Annotated in this window: 1 protein-coding gene; it reads right to left on the bottom strand. The window is 68.5% G+C overall.

What is annotated here, in order from left to right; translation table 11 throughout:
- Nucleotides 1-115: 115 nt before the first annotated feature.
- A complete protein-coding gene (locus JCM19049_RS16025) occupies nt 116-739 on the bottom strand; it encodes an enoyl-CoA hydratase/isomerase family protein (protein ID WP_054822045.1) in 624 nt (207 codons plus the stop codon).
- Nucleotides 740-840: the final 101 nt, after the last annotated feature.

Genomic DNA, 840 nt, shown 5'->3' on the forward strand with positions numbered 1-840 from the left:
CAGCCGCTGCAGCACCTGCTCGGCGGTGCCGGCGGAGAAGGCGTGGTCGATCCAGCCTGTTCGGCCTGCAGCGCGCTGGCCGGCACCGAACCGTGCAGCAGCTCCAGCGCGGAGATCAGCTGCGCCGGTTCCAGACCCACCAGTCATCGAGCTCATCGAGCAGCCCGGCAGCGGTCTGCGGGTCGATGACCAAGTCGGCGAACCCCAGGAACGGGGCGTCGGCCCCGGTGAAGCTGGCGGCGGTCATCGCGAAGTACTCGCCGAAGTGTCCCGGAGCCATGGCCAGCAGGTGGCTGCCGCCCACGTCCGGGGTGTAGCCGATGCGGGCCTCGGGCATGCCCATGCGCGCATCACTGGTCACCACCCGCACCGGGGCGTGGCTGGCCAGCCCAATCCCGCCGCCCATGGTGATGCCGTGGGCGATGCTCAGCACCGGCTTGGGATAGACCGAGAGGAAATGGTCGATCCTGAACTCCAGCTCCAGCAGCTGCAGGAAGGCGCTGTGGTCCCCGCTGGTCACGGCCTGGTGGAAGGCGGCAATGTCCCCGCCGGCGCAGAACCCGCGCTCGCCGCGGCCGGTGAGCACCACCAGCTGGATCTGCGGGTCATCGGCCCAGCGGCGCAGCACCACATCCAGCTCGCTGAGCATCTCAAGGTTCAGTGCGTTGAGCTTTTCCGGCCGGTTCAGCTCCAGGTGTCCTATCGGTCCGAGGGTTCGTGAAACCACCAGTTCGCTCACAGTGCTCCTTGTCTCGTTGCTGTGTTTGGTCCGGGGCCAGTGCCGCCGGGGCGGGCCCACCACCGAGTATGCCAAGGATTGCCGGTTTGCGCCGGATCCGC

The organism is Arthrobacter sp. JCM 19049 (assembly GCF_001310435.1).